Genomic DNA, 14107 nt, shown 5'->3' on the forward strand with positions numbered 1-14107 from the left:
AAAGATGGCATGTACATGTTCAGCAAAAGTATATCAGGTGTTGATGGACAATAGTAATTACTGACAGTGATAACTGCTCAGGACGCTGGAGTGAAATGCTCCGCGCTGATCGAACGGGTCTGTGCATGTGAGAGGTGGGAGAGATTGCCCAATCCCATCCCCAGGCCGTTAAAACGATACTCGATCATTGAAGCGTGGCGGTCCTTTCAACATTGATTGCTCGATGATGCATGAGCCAGTACATTGCTCTTCTCCATCGTGCCTCGAACGAGGCCAGGGAGCAAAGATCGGTTGCTATCTCCTGGATCTTATTTTTGTTCAAGCTGCTGCAAGGCTTCTCTGGCTGCTTTCTTGACTGAAGGATTACTACTGTTCTCAAAGAGGATGGATAGGGCCTTGATTGCTCGTGAAGCGCCCAATTTTCCCAGACTCTGCGCCGCGTGACGAATGACATCATGATCCTGATCTTGCAAGCAGGCGATGAGCGGCTCGACGGCTCGCGCGTCCCCCAGTTTTCCCAGGCTCTCGGCTGTAATGCGGCGCACCTGCTTATCCCGATCTTGCAGAAGAGCGAGCAGAGGTTCAACGGCGCGTGTGTCGCCCAGTTCTCCTAGATCCAGAGCGGCGTTGCACCGTACCAGCTCTTGCTGATCTTGCAGCAGGGCAAGCAAAGGCTCGATGTCGCCCAATTTTCCCAGACACCTGGCTGCACAGCTACGTTTTCCCGGAATCTGATGGTGCAGAAAGGTGATGAGCGGCTCGAAAGCGCGTGCGTCGCCCAGCTCTCCCAGAGCCCTGGTTGCACTCATATATACATGATGATGCCGATCATAGAGAGCGGCGATGAGCGGTTCGACAGCTCGTGCATCTCCCAATTTCCCCAGGCTCTCGGCTGCACTGAGGCGCACCCGCTCATCCTGATCCTCTTGGAGAGCAGCGATGAGCGGCTCGAAAGCGCGTGCGTCGCCCAGCTCTCCCAGACTCTCGGCTGCACTGTAACGTACATGTACATTCCGATGATTCAGAGAAGCGATAAGAGGCTCGATAATGCCCAAGAGGCCCAGGCTCTTCCCTGCGCATGCGCGTCTCCACGTATCCCGATTCTTCGCAAAAGTCATGAGAGGCTTAATAGCGCGAGCGTCTCCTAATAGACCCAGGCTGCGTATCGCGCCATTTACTACATTATAATCTTGATCTTGTAGGGCGGCGATGAGAGGCTCAACAGCGCGCGCGTCGCCCAGTTTTCCTAGACTCTCGGCTGCACGCCAACGCACAAGCTGACTCTGATCTTGTAGAGTGGCGATGAGAGGCTCCACGGCACGTGTGTGGCCCAGATTGCCCAGGCTCTCGGCTGCATGCTCGCGCACCCGGGTAGGCACCTGCTCATTCTGGTTTTGTAGAGTGGCGATGAGAGGTTCCACGGCCCGTGTATCGCCCAGCTCGCCCAGGCGTTTCGCTGCGCTGATACACATATTGGGATCTTTCAGCTGCTCAAGCAAGCTCTGAAAGTGGGTATCGTCCTGCGCTAGAGACGTCATCCTTTTTCTCCCTCTGTTCAATTGATGTCAGTTCTATTCTGCCATGAATTGTCTTTTGCGGTATGGACCGGACCGGGAAAAAAGAGGTGTCGCAATCTTGCAATCTGAGTGATCGATCACCCATTATTTGTAGGCATCTTTCTATGGGTTCTCTGGAGAGTCCGATGCATGTTGCTGCGAGGCGTATGATTGTTGTGGCTGGCTGGTTTCCGTTTGGGCCTGTAATGCTTGCGTGATGGCGCGCTGTTTTTCTCGTGAAATGCTATGCATCGATATACCGACTAACACCAGTCCCACGCCAATCAACACGGCACAGATCAACAGGAGTTGAGGCTCCCTGAATAGAAACTAGAGCCTCAGACCTGCACCTATGAGAAGAAATCCAATGATTATTCTGGCAATGCGTGTCATGAAACCGATAACAAGTCGGAGATCTTGATGGCAGGTGCTACACTGCTGCGAACGATGCTCAATCACCCGGTCTGGCTCATCGACCCGTGCCAGATGATGTCCCTGGTGCCCTGGCTGACCACCAGGATGCTTTTCACTTCGCTCGTGCTTTCTCTGGGGCCATGTCCGAGACCATCGCTGGAGGGGGGCTTGCTGCTGGTATGGCTATCGTTGCCTAGATGCCGCTCCAGTTCTTCTCTCCGCAGCGGTGCCACCATCAACAAACCTTCCAGTTTCCCGATGCGGTCTTCTTTTTGTTTCAGCTCTGCCTTCAGTCGGCTATTATCTTCTCTCAGCTGCCGGGCTTCTTCGTCCATATCCGCAGTTTACCCGCTTTGCCTTCCCTCTGTAAAGGCGTCCTGAGCAGTTACAGAAATACTTACACTCTCTTGATAGACAAGCTATCTTTGATACCAATATTTACGCTCATTGCCATGTCTATTACTGATGAAAATAAGCAAAGCAGTTGTCAGGTTCAATAACTGCTTTGCTTATTTTTGCTAAGAGCGCTTCCCTCCTCGTGTTTTGGTTGGTTTAGCCCTTCCGTCCAATCGTTTGCTCCCCTATACTAAGAGCAGTAAGAAAATCTGACGAGTGCATGATGTGCTGGAGACAGTACTAGCGCGGCTCCGTGAGGATTCTCGATGTGTGGCGTTGAGCCATAGATATCTCTCATTAGCCATCTTCCAGCATTATACTAGGCACAGATGATGCCTATAACATACCAGAAAGGAGAAGTTATTGATGTTTCCAACCCTTTCTACCACCATTGCTGGTCCTTCTGATGTTCCCTTGTATCTGGAAACCTATGGTGATCCTACCGAAGAGCAGACCCTCTTATTGGTGCATGGCGGTTTCCAGTCTCTCCGCTGTTTTCACCAGCAATTTGCCGCTTTATCCGAACATTACTATATTATTGCATTGGACTTGCCCTATCATGGCAGGTCGTGGCCGATCCCATCGGGGTTGCGCCCTGATCCGACCTTCTGGGCACAAAGCATTCGCGCAGTATTGGCTCATCTCCAGAGGCTTTCCTCTCCGTTGTTCATTGCCGCCTGGTCCTTTGGAGGATTGGTTGTGAGAAATTACCTGCTGACCTGTGGACAAGAGGAGAACCTTACCGGGCTAGTCTTAGTTAGCTCACTTTTTGGGGGCATTGATGCCTACCAATACCTTCAGGATGAAGCGACAGTACAGGTTGTCTCGAAGCTGACAATGCAGAGTGTTTCATTGCCAGAGAAGTTTGCGGCTTTCGAGCAGTTTATCGAGATGTTGACTGCATATCCGCTTCCATCAATGGAACGTGATATCCAATACGGCTACAATGTGAAGGCATTCCTCCACGGTCTTTCTTGCACTGATTCCTGGCTCCAGGAAATGCCTTGCGATCAGCAACAGTTTTTTGGAAAACTTCATGTGCCTGTTTTGCTGGTTCAAGGGCTTGAAGATGCGCTGGTTCCCATTTCCTATACGCGTCAACTGGCGCTGGCCCTCCCTCATTCCCAAATTCTAGAGTATGAGGACTGTGGGCACGCTCCATTCCTGGAACAGCCAGAGCGCTTCAACCAGGATGTCCTTCGGTTCCTTGATGTTTGTATGTCCCAACGAACGTAGATATGGTACGAAGGCTTCTGCCACTGTATATGAGAAAGGATGATGAAGATGAAAACGATCTTGATGCTCGTGACTGGACATAAGACCCTGGGGGAGACTGGAAAAGCCACCGGAACCTATCTGCCAGAATTGACACACCCCTATGAGGTGTTTGTGCAGGCAGGATACGAGGTAGAGGTAGCATCTCCCCAGGGAGGACAGGCTCCCTATGATCCCGCCAGCCTTTCGGAGGTACTGCTCCCATCGCTGCCTTTACTCAAAAACACCCTGGCGTTTGATGCTATTCAGGAAGAAAACTATGATGCTTTCTTCCTGGTAGGTGGGCATGGGGTGATGTGGGATGTGCCTGAACACCCTGCGCTCATTGCCCTGCTGCAAGATGCCTGGGAGCAGGGCAAGATTCTCTCAGCAGTGTGTCATGGACCGGCAGGACTGCTTCACCTCACTACATCTGGGGGACGTGCGCTTGTAGATGGCAAACAGGTAACGGGCTTTTCCAATGAGGAGGAAACGGCGATGGGACTCTCTCAGGTCGTGCCGTTTTTGTTGGAGGATGCCTTGCGTCACTGCGGAGGTCGCTATACAGCAGCTCCTGCCTGGCAGCCCACGTCGTACAGGACGGCCAGCTCGTGACCGGACAGAATCCTGCTTCAGCACGAGGCGTGGCTCAGGCGGTCTGTGATCTGTTGCAGCAGCCACTGCGTGAGGTGATATCACGATGAATGAGCATACGGGACAGGTAACAGACCCTGATGTCGCATTGCTGACTCAGTTGTTGGAGCGCAGTGAGGGACTCCTTCAGTCCGAGCAGAGCCATGACGAGCAAGCGCTTGATGCCGTGATCGAGAAGCCCTGGGGTTATGAGTATCGTGTGTATACCGATTGTTTCTATGATGTCTGGCAACTGTGTCTGCGACCGGGCCAGAGCACCTCTCTGCATTGTCATCCTCGCAAGGTGACAGCACTCATCTGCCTTGCAGGGCAGCAAGGACGAGTGCGCTTGCTCGATCAGGATCAGCAGTTGACACCTCTAGAGTGGCTCACGCTCGGGAAGGGGGTCTTCCATACGACCGAAAATCTGGGGGATGGCGACCTGGATCTCCTTGAGGTCGAGGTGCCACGTAACAAACTGGACCTGTTGCGTGCGATGGATCGCTATGATCGAGCCATCTCCCACTATGAACGCACTCCTTTGCTCGTAGGTGTTCCTGGGATGCTGGAGGGAAGGCATATCCGTCCCTATAAACTGCGTGCCTCTGGTGTGAAATCGGTGTATCGTTTTGCTGTCCAGACAGGCCGAGAGATCCAGGCACAGAGGCAGAAGGAGCCACGCCTCTGTGTCGCACTGGGAACAGCGCAAGCTCTTCAGCAAGATATCCAGGTTTTGAGTAGCCAACATCCCTTCGATACCCTTCAACCCGAAGAGATGTACTTCACCATTTCATTTCACGCTCAGTAAAAGGAGAACCGTATGAATCGTCGAGCAGTCATCATCACTGGACCCGGCTTTCAGGATCACGATGTTGTGTACACGTATTATCGCCTGCTAGGAACAGGCTACCATGTTGATATTGCGACCAAAGGTGGCAGGCCGGTTCAAGGAAAATATGGTCTTCCTCTGCCATTAGATAAAACGGCTCAGCCGCTCATTGCCTTTGAAGCGCTTTCGGTTGAGAGTTACGATCTTGTTGTCTGTCCCGGAGGACATGAAGCGCCAGATCGTGTTCGACAAGATCTGACAGTCCTCACCTTTATTCAAGGGATGGCCGAGGCAAATAAAGTGGTGGCTGGCCTTTGTCACGGCCCCTGGGTCATGATCTCGGCTGGCGTGATGCGAGGTCGTCGCGCCTGCGCCTATGTTGGCATGAAAGATGATATGGTTAACGCTGGGGCCAATGTTATCGAGGCCGCTGTGGTGGTGGACGGTCCCATCATTACCTGCTCCTATTATGCGCACGTCGAAGCGTTTATGAAGGTGGTTTTGGAGGAGGTCGAACGTCATCTGCATGTTCAAAGTGAGGTCGTCTCTTCATGATTGGCACACAGATCACCAGAGAGGTGTTGAGGCACCCTCTTCGCTCCAGAGCGCCACTCCAGGGACAGAACAAGCAGATCCTTGTCCTCGATTTCGATGGGGTCATCTGTGACTCGCACGAGGAATGCATGTTGGTGGTTTGGCTTGGAGCGCAGGGTCATCCAGTCGAAGCGTTCAAGCGTCGAGCTGTTTCACAATTGCCAGCGTCGTTTGTTGAGCGTTTTGAGCAAATGCGCCCCTACGCTCGTCATCTGGGGCATTTCCTGGTTCCTATGCTTGTCGATTTGCCTCCTATTGCCAGTCAGGAGGCATTTGATGTGGTGTATGCATCTCTCGACAGTGAGCGGCGTGAGACCTTTCAGCGTCAAGTACAGGTGTATCGGCAGCAGGTCCGAGAGCAGCGCACGCGCACCTGGTCACGCCTGCATCGCTTCTATCAGGGGATAATCCCCTGGCTGCGCAGGAGGCAGGAGGTTCCCTGGATTGTGACAGCGAGAGATCAATCATCCGTCCTCGCCTTGCTTGCGAGTCACGAGGTGTATCTCCCGCAGAATCGAGTCTATGGGGAGCAGCCCTCCAAACTGGAGGCACTCATTGCGATTGCCAATGCTGAGCAGGTTCGCCCAGAAGACGTGATCTTCGTTGACGATCATCCAGTGCATGTCCAGGCAGCGCTGGAAGCTGGTTTTCGGGCCTACTTTGCTACATGGGGATATGGTCGTATGCCACCTGAGATGATGGGGGCCGCACCTCTTCCTCGTATTCAGTTGCCAGAGTTGCTGGCTGGACGCTTTCCCAATCCGCAAAACCGAAGTACCAGGCCGTAATCCCATGTGGAATGTCCCGATCTTGTTCGTGCCTGCTTTGACGCATCCGAGGAGAAGCAGGCATGCCACTGTGCTACAGCCCATTGCTCTAATGCGTTTCTCATTGCTCGCAGATATAAGGAGTCTATCGCTATGCCAACGCTTACTATTGCGACCTGCTCACACCCTTCTGTCTATTCCCAGGAACCAGATGATATCCTTTTACAAGCCGCACTGCACCAGGAAGGCATCGCCACAGATCTTGTGCCCTGGGATGAGCAAGCATACGATTGGTCGCGCCCCGATCTGGTTCTGCTGCGCTCTCCCTGGGATTACCCTTTGCGATCGGCAGCCTTTCTCTCCTGGGTAGAAGGTGTCTCCCAGTTGACCACGTTGTGGAATCCGGCTCATCTGGTGCGCTGGAATCTCCAGAAAACCTATTTACTCGACCTGCATCTGCGAGGCATTGCCATTATCCCTACTGTTTGGTTGCCTGCTCACAGTCCAGTGGAGCTAGCATCACTCATGCAGGCACATGGCTGGGGTCAGGTGGTCATCAAGCCAGTCATTGGCACCAGTTCACGTGAGGCTCACGTCGTTTCCTTTCAGACGTTGGAGACAGGGCAACGACACCTGAGTCGCTTGCTAGAGAGGGAGGCGGTTATGGTGCAACCTTTTCTTCCCACGTTTTATGCGACGGGGGAGCATGCACTCATCTTTATCAATGGCGTTTTCACCCATGCCATGCGCAAGCGATTTGGGTTAGTGGAGGGGTTAGACCAAGCGGGACAGCAGAGTATTCCTGTCCCGGAGGAGGAACAGGGCTTCGCTAGAGAGGTGCTTCAACGCTTGCCAACAGTGCCGCTCTATGCGCGTGTCGATGTGGTGCGTGACCATCGACATGTTCTCGTCCTTAATGAGCTGGAAATTATCGAGCCAGTTCTCTATCTATCTCATTCCCAAGAGGCTCTGGGGAGGCTGACCCAGGCAGTGTGCCATCTGACTCGACAAGCCTCCAGAGAGCGTGCTGTAGGAAGCGTCCAGGCCCGGACCTCGGCGCTACGCAGGCTTCCGCTGGCATTGGAGTCGCCGAAGAGATCTGCTTTCACTAGAACTCTGAGTTTCACATAATAAGAGATGCCATGAAATAGCTGCAACTCGTTCACATGCATCCAACAATGAGTTGCAGTTGTTGCTTTCTAACACTCTCCCAATGGCTACAATGTGTAGGAGGGTCGGGTTAAAGAATACCTGAGATAAAGGATTGATGAACATCTCACAGAAGTATTTTACTAGCATGCTTTGCTTATATTCCACTGATATTTTATTGATGTGCTTTGCGCGGCTCTCGGCGCTATCTTTTTGAGTAGAAACCCGCGCATGGCTTGTCAGGCGTCTTGGCATACATATCCTGCTTGCTAGCGATATTTTTTGTCGGCCAAAAAGCATCTAAAATGGAGACCCGCGCAACCTCTTGTATGAACTGGCTTCTCATGGTATGCTAAAAGTACCTCCGGTTAAAAGGTAGGAGAGGCCTGAGAGGATTTGTAACAAAGGCAAAACAAGGCCCACAAAAGAACGCGCTCCAGCAAGTTAAAAGGTAGGAGAGGTCTGAGAGGATTTGAAAATATAGAGGATCAAATCCTCTATATTTTGCGTTTCTGTCATTAGACAAGAGCAGTCTGTCTGGATCAGTGTGACAGAAAATTGATATCAAGGTGTTTTGAAACAATAGAAGCGACTGTTCTTTAAGAAATGTCCCAAGATGAAGAATTGGTTCTGTGTAAATGAAGCTATCGGCTTGTTAAAGTCAAAAGTTTGAATGTGATGATGTTGCGTTAATCTGGAAGGCGTCCCCAGGAGCCAGAGATGAGCGTGAAAGTCTTCATCAGTTATGCTCGCGTTGATCAGCAGTTGCATGAGCAACTGCGAAAGCATCTGAGTCCACTTGAGCGTTTAGAAAAGATCACTATTTGGCACGATCAAGAAATACTTCCCAGCGAAGATTGGCAAAACCAGATCAATACACATCTGAACGAGGCAGATCTCATCCTACTTCTCGTCAGCGCAAATTTCATTGCCTCCAACTATTGTTGGAATCAAGAAGTGCAGAAGGCTCTTCAACGGCACAAAGCTGGAACGGCGAAAATTATTCCTATTATTCTTAAACCGACCGATTGGCATCAAACTCCACTAGGAGAAATTCAAGCGCTTCCTAAGAATGGCACGCCTATTACTGAATGGAATAGTATTGATGCTGCATTTGAGGATGTAGCACGAGGAATCCGAAAAGTGGTTGATGTCTTGCTGGGGAATCTAGAAATCAATTCTTGGCCTCGCGCCCCACTGACCACTGTTGAAGAGGTAATACCTCTTGCTCTATCATCCCCGAACGTGCTCTCCACGATATCATCTCAGATCAAGAGATTTCCTACAGAACAATTTTCTCGGAACAAAAGGCTGATGAGCGGAGGAACAATTGCACTTGTCATAGTTCTTCTCAGCTCTGTCGTTTGGTTTTTCTATGGGCAAGGTCTGATGACGAACAGAAAAGGGCAGAAGCCAACCTCAACCGAGACAGTAATAGGGAACGCTCGGCAAGGACATCGCATTGGGTTGATTACTGAACACCCCATTCCAACAGAAGGTGTTCGGGCAGATGACATTATTCAGGGACCAGATGGCAATCTGTGGTTTGTTGAGGACAACGTTGCTAAAATTGGGCGGATGACCCTACGAGGGCAGGTCACTGAGTTTTCCTTAACTCCCAGAAGTAATCCGTCAGTTATTGTGAGTGGATCAGATGGGAACCTCTGGGTACTTGAAAACGGAACTAGTAAAATTGCGCGAGTGACACCACAAGGTCAGGTGACGGAGTTTCCTGCACCCCCAGAGAGTAATCTTGTTGGGCTTACCTCTGGGAAAGATGGGAATCTTTGGTTTACAGAATTTCAGACGAATAAAATTGGACGAATGAATACTTCAGGGAAGATCACTGGAGAGTTTTCACTTCCAACTTCTGATCATGGAGCCATTAGTGGAGTCGCCTGGATTACTCAGGGGCCAGATGGAAATCTCTGGTTCGACGAGCAGCGTAGTAATCGTGTAGGCAGGATGACTTTAGATGGGCGATATGTTACTGAATGTCCATATATCAAACAACCTGTTCTGAACACGAATAACAATCATAATCTGGTTGCTGGACCAGACGGCAATGTCTGGTTTACCGACTTTTGGCACAACACTATTGGCAGTATAACGCCGAAAAACTGTCATATCACTGAATATGTGATTCCAACCCCAAACACTATACCTGTAGGAATTACAGTTGGGCCAGATAAAAATATCTGGTTTACGGAATGTATACTTAATTCCAAAAATGTATGTGAAAAGAGCAATATTGGGCGCGTTAACCTACAAGGGCAGGGTACTATTACAGAATATCCTGTTTTAAGGCAAAATAGCGTACCCGTCCTTTCAGGGATCACGTCTGGACCGGACGGCAATGTCTGGTTTTCCGAGGACTCAGGAAATCAAATTGGGAACATTACCACTGGACTGTGATCGAGAGAAAAGAAATTACAAGAGAATGGATTGGTGGGATTAGTTCTACAAGCATTCTCTTTACTTCCTTCTTTAGGGCGCGAAGAAAAAAGCATCTTTATCCTCTATAATTCATCAGTTTCATGAGGGCTGCGGTATCCTGAACCCTCTTAAAATACGAGACCCACTGCTCTTCGGTGTCCAATAGCACTTCTACTCCTTGCTTCCAGATCAGCAATACTTGCCAGATGCCCAGATACCTGCTTTCGAGAATCTCTACCTGTGAGGGATCACTGTCCGATGCCACGTCCTGGCTGACCCGCGCCGCCAATTGTTCGGCCATTGCTCGGTCCATCGGTTCCTGAGATGGAGGCATCGCACTACCCGCCCAGTGATCTGCTTCTTCTAAAATGAACCCTGCCCTCTCATCTTCGGGTGCTTGCTGTTGCCCCGTTCCCGGCCAGATGGGAGATTGTAATTCCTCTGTCCTGGGGAAGAGTTGACCGCTTTGTATCGCGGAGGCAATCTGCTCCTCATCAAGCTCGGTTGCCGCCCACTGGTACACCTCATCTGGGAGTGGAACCTCCTCGTGCGTCAGGCGTTCGCATGTATAACAAAACCAGGCTCCAGGACGATTGGGACGGCCTCGCCCATCAGGGCCATAGAGTCGAGAGAGTGTGTCAATAAACGCGAGACGGCGGATGTTCGCTGGATATTGTTGCACACATTGCACCAGTTTGCCCATCCAGCGTGCGTGTCCGTCGAGCAGACGCGCATAGAGAGCTGCTTCCCGGCGAATCTGCGTATGATTTCTTGAATCACGATAGGCTTCTTCCTGCTCAAAACTGCTTTGTGCCTGTGTGTGGGAGCTTTGTGCCACCTGCTGCCATGTATGGGGTGACTGCGCTGGGTGCTCGTATGCTCCTTTCTGCATGGTGTCTTGAGTAGCGAACACTGCTCTTTCTGGTGTGCTTGCACGTCGTGAGTGCCGCATGTTCCTGGAATGGCTGGTATGTTGCCCCTCTGGAGCGGGATACTGGTTCAGGACTGCTTCTTGATACTCACTCTGAGAGAAATGCTGCTGGCCCAACTGTGACGCTGTAAACTCTGCCTCATTGCTGGTTGGATGAGCAGAGGAAGCTGTTCGTCGGCGTGCGCTGGTGGGACGTGAAGGAAGAGGGGAAGGCTGGACAGAAGATAGCTCTGATGTGCCTGGCACAATCCTATCGATGAACGTAGCCGCTTTATTTTCATAAAATCTTTCTTGGAAGAAAGAATCGTTTATCGATACGGATGATGACAGGTTTCTGCTTTGCGATGGCAGAAACCTGTTCCTCTTGCGAGCAGTTGGCATTCCAGCAGACAGATAGGTGTCTCTCTCTGGCAGGTTTCTGCTCTCTGATGGCTCAAAGCTGTTCTCCTGATTGAGCGCTTGCATATGAGCAGGTGCTGGAATCTGCATAGACGCTGGATTACTGCCAGGCTTTTGCACAAAGCTGTCACTAGAAGCAGATTGCTGCTGAAACAGTGATTGTGAGAGATGCATATCCTGTTCCGTAGGAGCAGGAAAATACGTATTCTCCAGCACCAGACGCAACATCTGGTGAATCAGATGCACCAAAGGAGCCTGTGGTACAGCTTGCTGCTCATAGTGCTGAACTAATTGCTCCATGTGGAACAGGAGTGGTTGTATGGCGGGAGAGGATGATTGCGTCGATGAGGAAATCTGGGCCTGCACCCTCATCCGCACGCTTATAAGCAGGCGTTGGACACGAGGGTTAGCGTAGCGCTGCTCCATTTGTTGACAGGTCTGGATTATGGCAGGTGGGAGTGCATAGGTGGGATGCAGGGCAACTGAGAGGACTGTGCAATAGGCGGCTCCGCAACGATGGACCTGGCGCGTCAGGATGCCAAGTGCCTCACACGCCAGGGTAAGATGGTGATAGCGGTCCGGGCCACAAGGGGAGTCTTCGCTGTGGGCGAGCGCCTTGAGTGAGCGGACGACTACCAATGCACGAGGCTCGTCGGACATCTTTTCGATCCGTGCCGCCCAGGTAGCAGGAAGCGTATGCTGGGGAGTACAGGTCGCGTAGCGTAGCAGATGGGCCAGTAATCGGGAGCCTTCTTCTGGCAAAGCAACTTCTAGCAGATGTCGGGTTTCTGCTGGCACCTGTTCAAGAGAGACGCCTTCAGGACACGAACCAGGCAGCAACACTTCGTCTTTGTATTGCCCCTGTTCTTGTGTGCTGGTACGTTCTTTGCGGCGCTGTTGTAGGTTGAGGGGATGCAGAGTATGTTTGCCAGTGTCTACGCTGATGGTTCCTGCCTTCATTTTTGTTTCCTCCTTGTTGACTTTAGGATGCAGTAGGCGTTGGTGAAGTTGTTAACAGTGGCGTCACGCTGGGAGTGTTGCTCACTGTCGCAGTTGGGGGGGGACTGTTGGTAGGCTGCGGTGTTGGGCTACCCGTTGTTCCTGCGGTCGGCGTTGTAGGGACAGTGGGTGTTAAACTGCTGGTGGATGTGGTGATGGGAGCAGTTGCCTCGTAGACAGGGGCACAGACGGTACTGATGCTTATGGCTGTTTGCTGCCCTGGCGCGGGATAGAGCGGAAAACAGAGTGAGCCAATCGGTTGCCCAGAAATGGCCTTGCCCGATCCGTTCACGAGCGGAATGCACAGCACGCGTGGTTGTGTGTTTGCCTCTGTTGGAGCTTGTTCTTGGAAGCAGAGGAGCGTGGTCGATCCACTCGTTTCCGTTCCTCGTGGCGTGGGTGTCTTCGGTGTGGACGTGGCTAGCGGTGTCACGGAGCTGGGAGGCAACTGCATCTGTGATTGTGCTTGCTCAAAGGTACTTTGAAAGACATCGCCAATGGCGGTCAAGGTATGTGTGCTATCGGCGATCATGGCGAGTTGTGCATTATTGGTCAGCACATATTGGTTGGCTGCAAAGACGTTGCCCTTGAGCAGTTCAGCAATGGCCGCGCTCATCCAGGTTCCTAGAAAGGTGCTGTTGGTCGCACGGGGATCGTTCTGCGCATTGGGATTCCAATTATATTCAGTGATCATGATAGGAAGGGATATTCCTATAGTCTGTTGCATTATGTCGCGAGCCTCCTGAATGTGAGTTCCCCATTTGGTGATCCCTTGTATGCAGATCGTATCCGGGTCTTTGGTGCCGCATGTATATTCATGCCAACTTACAGCATCAGGACGTGGGTTGGCTTGTTTCAAGAAAGTGCCAAGATAGGCGGGATCAGCATGAGAGGTGACAGGTCCGATGAAGCGGCCTGTGGGAGCAAGCGGTTTGACATGGGCGATCATGGTATTCCAACTGGTGGTATAGGTTGCTGCATTGATGCCGCCATTAGCAGGTAAATCGCGTTCATTGCCATACTCGTAGTACACTGGCTGCTGAGTGCCAAAGATGCCGTTCATCATCTGGATCAACTGTTGATCAGTGTTCAGTTGCTCGACGCCGTAGGGCAAGATCAACAATGGGGTGGCATGGATGGCCGCAATTTGCCTGGCTGCTGCCTCTGTTACCGCGAGGTTGCCTCTGTAGGGGAAACGGATCAGTTGAACATGTATCTGTTGTGTGAGTTTGACAGTCGCTTGATTGGTGAGAAAGAAATCCTCTCCGTTATACAAACTTAAGTTCGTGCCCCACACGTACGGGGAAAGGGTTGGAGCAGCCAGTGCTGAGGGTTGGGTTTGCGCCACAAGAAACGTGGGAATTACTGTTAGCAATAGGAGCAGAAGAACCTGGAGACGAGGTGCAATGATCGCCCGCCTCTGGCTTCTTCTTTTCCTTCGACGCGTGGAGGTATTGTGGGATGTCACAAGCCACCGATGTAAGATTTTGGTGGTTGCAGGCAGAATGAGGTAAGTAAGGACGACCACCAGGATGATCGTCTCTATGAGGTTCATCACGAGAAATGGACACTGAGGGAAGCACGCGTTCATCACTGGGGCCAGGATGGAACTGACGAGCCAGGCGGGGATGATGGTAATGAGCGATTGCTTCCATTTGGGGATGGAAGCGGGAATCGGAGCGGCTCTCAGGGAATGTTCCCCCTGAGAGCTATCGCCTGAGAGATCGAACGTCGTCATATACGTTCTCCT

The 14107-nt window shown here is 51.5% G+C and carries 12 protein-coding genes; 7 read left to right on the forward strand and 5 right to left on the reverse strand.

Annotation, left to right across the window (positions count from 1 at the left end; all coding sequences use genetic code 11):
- Nucleotides 1-308: 308 nt before the first annotated feature.
- The 3 genes from K3T83_RS32775 to K3T83_RS57605 form a co-directional block, all read right to left on the reverse strand.
- A complete protein-coding gene (locus tag K3T83_RS32775) occupies nucleotides 309-1538 on the reverse strand; it encodes a HEAT repeat domain-containing protein (RefSeq protein WP_220207128.1) in 1230 nt (409 codons plus the stop codon).
- Nucleotides 1539-1679: 141 nt separating this feature from the next.
- Complete coding sequence (locus K3T83_RS32780) at nucleotides 1680-1859, reverse strand: hypothetical protein (RefSeq protein ID WP_220207129.1); 180 nt, start codon at nucleotides 1857-1859, stop codon at nucleotides 1680-1682.
- Between the two features lie 152 nt (nucleotides 1860-2011).
- Nucleotides 2012-2305: a hypothetical protein gene (locus tag K3T83_RS57605; RefSeq protein ID WP_220208383.1), complete on the reverse strand. Its 294-nt coding sequence runs from the start codon at nucleotides 2303-2305 to the stop codon at nucleotides 2012-2014.
- Between the two features lie 427 nt (nucleotides 2306-2732).
- Here K3T83_RS57605 and K3T83_RS32790 point away from each other — a divergent pair, with 427 nt between their 5' ends.
- The 7 genes from K3T83_RS32790 to K3T83_RS32820 all read left to right on the forward strand — a co-directional run bounded on the left by K3T83_RS32790 (nucleotide 2733) and on the right by K3T83_RS32820 (nucleotide 10007).
- On the forward strand, nucleotides 2733-3602 hold the full coding sequence (locus K3T83_RS32790) for an alpha/beta fold hydrolase (RefSeq protein WP_220207130.1): 870 nt from the start codon (nucleotides 2733-2735) through the stop codon (nucleotides 3600-3602).
- 48 nt (nucleotides 3603-3650) lie between these two features.
- Nucleotides 3651-4235, forward strand: coding sequence for a type 1 glutamine amidotransferase domain-containing protein (locus K3T83_RS32795; protein ID WP_220207131.1), 585 nt, complete (start codon nucleotides 3651-3653; stop codon nucleotides 4233-4235).
- A gap of 85 nt (nucleotides 4236-4320) precedes the next feature.
- A complete protein-coding gene (locus K3T83_RS32800) occupies nucleotides 4321-5061 on the forward strand; it encodes a cupin domain-containing protein (protein WP_220207132.1) in 741 nt (246 codons plus the stop codon).
- Nucleotides 5062-5073: 12 nt separating this feature from the next.
- Nucleotides 5074-5637: a DJ-1/PfpI family protein gene (locus K3T83_RS32805; RefSeq protein WP_220207133.1), complete on the forward strand. Its 564-nt coding sequence runs from the start codon at nucleotides 5074-5076 to the stop codon at nucleotides 5635-5637.
- Entirely contained in the window at nucleotides 5634-6464 is an 831-nt protein-coding gene (locus K3T83_RS32810) for an HAD family hydrolase (RefSeq protein WP_220207134.1), read from the forward strand. The genes K3T83_RS32805 and K3T83_RS32810 overlap by 4 nt, the downstream gene beginning before the upstream one ends.
- Before the next feature lie 132 nt (nucleotides 6465-6596).
- Nucleotides 6597-7574 (forward strand): ATP-grasp domain-containing protein, encoded by a 978-nt coding sequence (locus tag K3T83_RS32815; RefSeq protein ID WP_220207135.1) that lies wholly within the window; start codon nucleotides 6597-6599, stop codon nucleotides 7572-7574.
- Nucleotides 7575-8312: 738 nt separating this feature from the next.
- Nucleotides 8313-10007, forward strand: coding sequence for a virginiamycin B lyase family protein (locus tag K3T83_RS32820; protein ID WP_220207136.1), 1695 nt, complete (start codon nucleotides 8313-8315; stop codon nucleotides 10005-10007).
- 97 nt (nucleotides 10008-10104) lie between these two features.
- Here the strand turns inward: K3T83_RS32820 and K3T83_RS32825 are convergent, their stop codons facing one another.
- On the reverse strand, nucleotides 10105-12318 hold the full coding sequence (locus K3T83_RS32825; RefSeq protein WP_220207137.1) for a hypothetical protein: 2214 nt from the start codon (nucleotides 12316-12318) through the stop codon (nucleotides 10105-10107).
- A gap of 22 nt (nucleotides 12319-12340) precedes the next feature.
- Nucleotides 12341-14095, reverse strand: coding sequence for a glycosyl hydrolase (locus tag K3T83_RS32830; RefSeq protein ID WP_220207138.1), 1755 nt, complete (start codon nucleotides 14093-14095; stop codon nucleotides 12341-12343).
- Nucleotides 14096-14107 lie beyond the last annotated feature (12 nt).

It is taken from the genome of Reticulibacter mediterranei (genome assembly GCF_016587455.1).